General features: G+C 66.6%; 3 protein-coding genes. 1 reads left to right on the plus strand and 2 read right to left on the minus strand.

The window, feature by feature from the left end; all coding sequences use genetic code 11:
- Window positions 1-103: 103 nt before the first annotated feature.
- Both UK23_RS41990 and UK23_RS41995 read right to left on the minus strand, forming a co-directional pair.
- The gene (locus UK23_RS41990; RefSeq protein ID WP_045317397.1) at window positions 104-1,144 is read right to left on the minus strand and encodes a fatty acid desaturase family protein; all 1,041 of its coding nucleotides are present in this window, start codon (window positions 1,142-1,144) and stop codon (window positions 104-106) included.
- 44 nt (window positions 1,145-1,188) lie between these two features.
- Window positions 1,189-2,328: an AI-2E family transporter gene (locus UK23_RS41995; protein ID WP_156213776.1), complete on the minus strand. Its 1,140-nt coding sequence runs from the start codon at window positions 2,326-2,328 to the stop codon at window positions 1,189-1,191.
- Between the two features lie 597 nt (window positions 2,329-2,925).
- Between UK23_RS41995 and UK23_RS42000 the strand changes: the two genes are divergently transcribed.
- Window positions 2,926-3,282 carry an HPF/RaiA family ribosome-associated protein gene (locus UK23_RS42000; protein WP_231114921.1) on the plus strand — a complete coding sequence of 119 codons (357 nt, stop codon included), beginning with the start codon at window positions 2,926-2,928 and terminating at the stop codon, window positions 3,280-3,282.
- Window positions 3,283-3,373 lie beyond the last annotated feature (91 nt).

Genomic DNA, 3,373 nt, shown 5'->3' on the forward strand with positions numbered 1-3,373 from the left:
GGAATCAGCCGCCTAGTCCGGGTTCAGCCGCTGGTCGGCCAGCGGCGTGCGCGCACGAACACCAAAGCCCGCCGGTTGAGCCCAACCGGCGGGCTTTGCTCATTCACTGTGCAGGGTGGCGCAGCGGTGACCCGGCGTCGTGCAGGTGGCGCAGTACCTGGGCGTAGGAGTGGCGCAGGGTGGTTTTGCTGTAGGGGATGCCGTTCCGGGTGCAGAAGTTCTCGACGACGGGTTGCGCGCGCCGCAGGTTCGGGCGGGGCATGTGCGGGTAGAGGTGGTGCTCGATCTGGTGGTTGAGGCCGCCGAGCAGGGCGTCGACCCACCTGCCGCCGGTGACGTTGCGGGAGGTGAGCACCTGCTTGTGGAGGTGGTCGAGTCGCTGGCCTTCGGTGATGATCGGCATTCCCTTGTGGTTCGGTGCGAAGGAGCAGCCGAGGTAGACACCCATGAGGCCTTGGTGCACGGCGATGAACACGATTGCCTTCGCCGGTGACAGCACGACGAACACCGCCGTCAGGTAGGCGATCATCGGCAGAATTTGGAGCGCGGTTTCGCGCCACGGGTTGCGCAGTTCGTTGCGGCACAACGCGATGAGACCGGAGATGCGCAGCACGGCGGCTTCCGCGAGCAGCAGCGGGAAGAACAGGAACGCCTGGTGTTTGGTGATCCAGCTGTACAGGCCGCGTTTCTGGGCGGCCTGCGCGCGGCTGAACGCGAGGGCGTGGATCTCGATGTCCGGGTCGTGGTCCTCGTGGTTGGGGTTGGCGTGGTGGCGGTTGTGCTTGGCCACCCACCACTGGAAGCTGATGCCGGTGAGGCTGCCGTGCAGATGTCCGACGACGTTGTTGTTGCGATGACTGCGGAATATCTGCCGATGCCCCGCGTCGTGCCCGATGAACGCCAGCTGTGTTGAGGCCACGGCCAGGACGGCTGCCGTGAGCAGTTGCCACCAGGAGTCGCCCAACAGCGCGAACGTCACGGCGATCGCGCCGAGCAGCAGCGCGTTGACCGTCATGCGCAGCAGGTAGTAGCCGCGCCGCCGATCCAGCAGGCCGGCGGCCTTGAGTTCCTTGGTGAGGCGGGCGAAGTCGCTGCCGCGGAGGCGGTCAGCCGTGCCTGTCAGCACGACGTGCGTTGAGGTCATGTATCTGCTCCGGGTAGATGGCTGGGTGGAGCCGTTGTGGGGGTTCACTTCTCGGCTTCGGTGTCCAGGCCGGGTTCGTCCGGGCCGGACTCCTCGGGTTGGCTGGTGTGCACGTCGGCGGGTGACACGTGTTCGTCGGCCTCGCTGCGCAGGGAGCGGATCGCGGAGTTGAGCACCGCCAGCAGCGGGACGGCGAGCAGAGCGCCCGCGATGCCCGCGACGAGCAGACCGGCCGCTATGGCCAGCACCACCGCCAGCGGGTGCAGCTTCACCGCGCGTCCGAGCAGGAACGGCTGCAGGATGTGGCTTTCCAGCTGGTTCACCGCGATGACGATGATCAGGACGATCACCGCGGTCAGGGGACCGTTCGCGACGAGGGCGATGAGGACGGCGACGGCACCGGCCACCACCGCACCGAAAATCGGGACGAACGCGCAGATGAACACCAGCGCCGCCAATGGAACCGCCAGCGGCACGCGCAGCACGGCCAGTCCGATACCGATGCCGATCGCGTCCACCACCGCGACCGCTCCGGTGGCGCGGACGTAGCTGACCAGTGCGGCGAGGCTGCGCCGGCCTGCCACGTCGACCCGCCTGCGGGGTCCGTCGGGAACGACGCGGATGAGGAACTGCCAGATCCGGGGGCCGTCGTAGAGGAGGAACGCGAGCGCGAACAACACCAGCAGCATCTCGGTCAAGGTCTCGCCGACGGTCGCCGCGGTGGTGATGGCGCCCGTCGTGATGCCAGACTGGTTGTCCTGCAACGTTTTCACGATCCGGTCGGCGAAGTCGTGCAGCTGCGTCTCGCTCAGCTGCAGCGGGCCGTTGACCAGCCAGGCGGAGATCGCGTCGATGCTGCGGGCGAGTTGCGCGGCCAGGTCCGGCACGCCGTTGACGAAGGTCACCACGACGAACGTCAGCATCCCGCCCAGCAGGAGCAGTCCGCCGACCAGTACCAGCGCGGTGGCGAGACCTCTGGGAACCCGGTGCGCCATCAGGAAACCGACGGCGGGTGCGAGCAAGGCCGCCAGCAGCAGCGCGATCGCGAGCGGCACGACGAGTGCCGCCAGCCTGCCGAAGATGACGCCGACGACGTAGAGCGCCGCGACCACGACGAGAAAGCGCCAGCCCAACGCCGCGCTGGCCCGCAGCACAGCAGGAATCGGGTCCCGCGTGGGCGGCATGTCACCTTGGTCGGTGCTCACCACATCCTCACCTCCAGTGTCGATCTCCGACGCCCGGGGCTGGATCATCGATGAGTTGGCAGGTGTCCGCCTGCGTCTGCTCGGAGTTCCCTGCCGCGCCGGTCGCAAACCCGACTGGGTAGCAGACCGGATAAATGGCCGGTTCGGGTTTCGTCGAGCACGACCTGAGTTTGACCTCTCAGATCAGAGATGTTCTCGGCAAATCAACCCTACATCGTTTCGGTCGTGATCGGCTGAAAATATCTCACGTTGTTTGTGTGTCTGCGAAGCTTCAAGCGCGACGCTGCCGATCGGTGCGTTCGCCCAGCTAGGCGCGCCTGTGTCGGATCGGATGCGGCGCCGCTGCCCTCGCTCGGCGGCCAACATTTTTCCGACGCCGGATTCTCACGTGAATTTCAGGTGGGAGTGCATGCGGGTGATATAGGGTGTGTGAAACAGATTATTTCGACTGTTTTAGGCCTACGGCTGAGGCCATCTCCCCGCCCGCAGGGCAGGCGGTTCGTCTTGGTCATGAGGAGAGATTTCAGTGAGCACCGTCAGCGACAACGCATGAACGCAACTCCCGAAGATGCCTCAGTGATCGCACAGCGACTGCACCTCGCCGCCGGCTTCCACTCGTCCGAACGCGACTGGGTCGTGGATCGCCTGGCCGCGCTCGGTTCCCGTCTGCGGTCCTACCACGACGACGAGATCGAACTGGAGATCAGCCTCAAGGACCGCAAGGGCGTCGAGCAGCGAGTCATGCTGCAGTGCTGGATCACTCGCGGCCATCGGCTGCACCTCGTCGCCACCTCGTCCCAGCGAGAGCTTCCCGCGGCGCTCAACGAGGTCCGCGACGAACTGATCCGTCAGGTCGGCGAGACGAAGACCCGCACCGAGCCGCGCAGCAACCGCGCGCTGCGCTCCGTCCCGACAGCGCCTGAACTCGGCTAGCGGCACAGCTACCAGTCGGCGACGCCCCCGGCCACCTACAGGGGTCCGGGGGCTCGCCCCCGGCTGGGGTCTGGGGGCTCGGCCCCCAGAA

The sequence above is a fragment of the Lentzea aerocolonigenes genome, from assembly GCF_000955955.1.
Taxonomy (GTDB): Bacteria; Actinomycetota; Actinomycetes; order Mycobacteriales; family Pseudonocardiaceae; genus Lentzea; species Lentzea aerocolonigenes_A.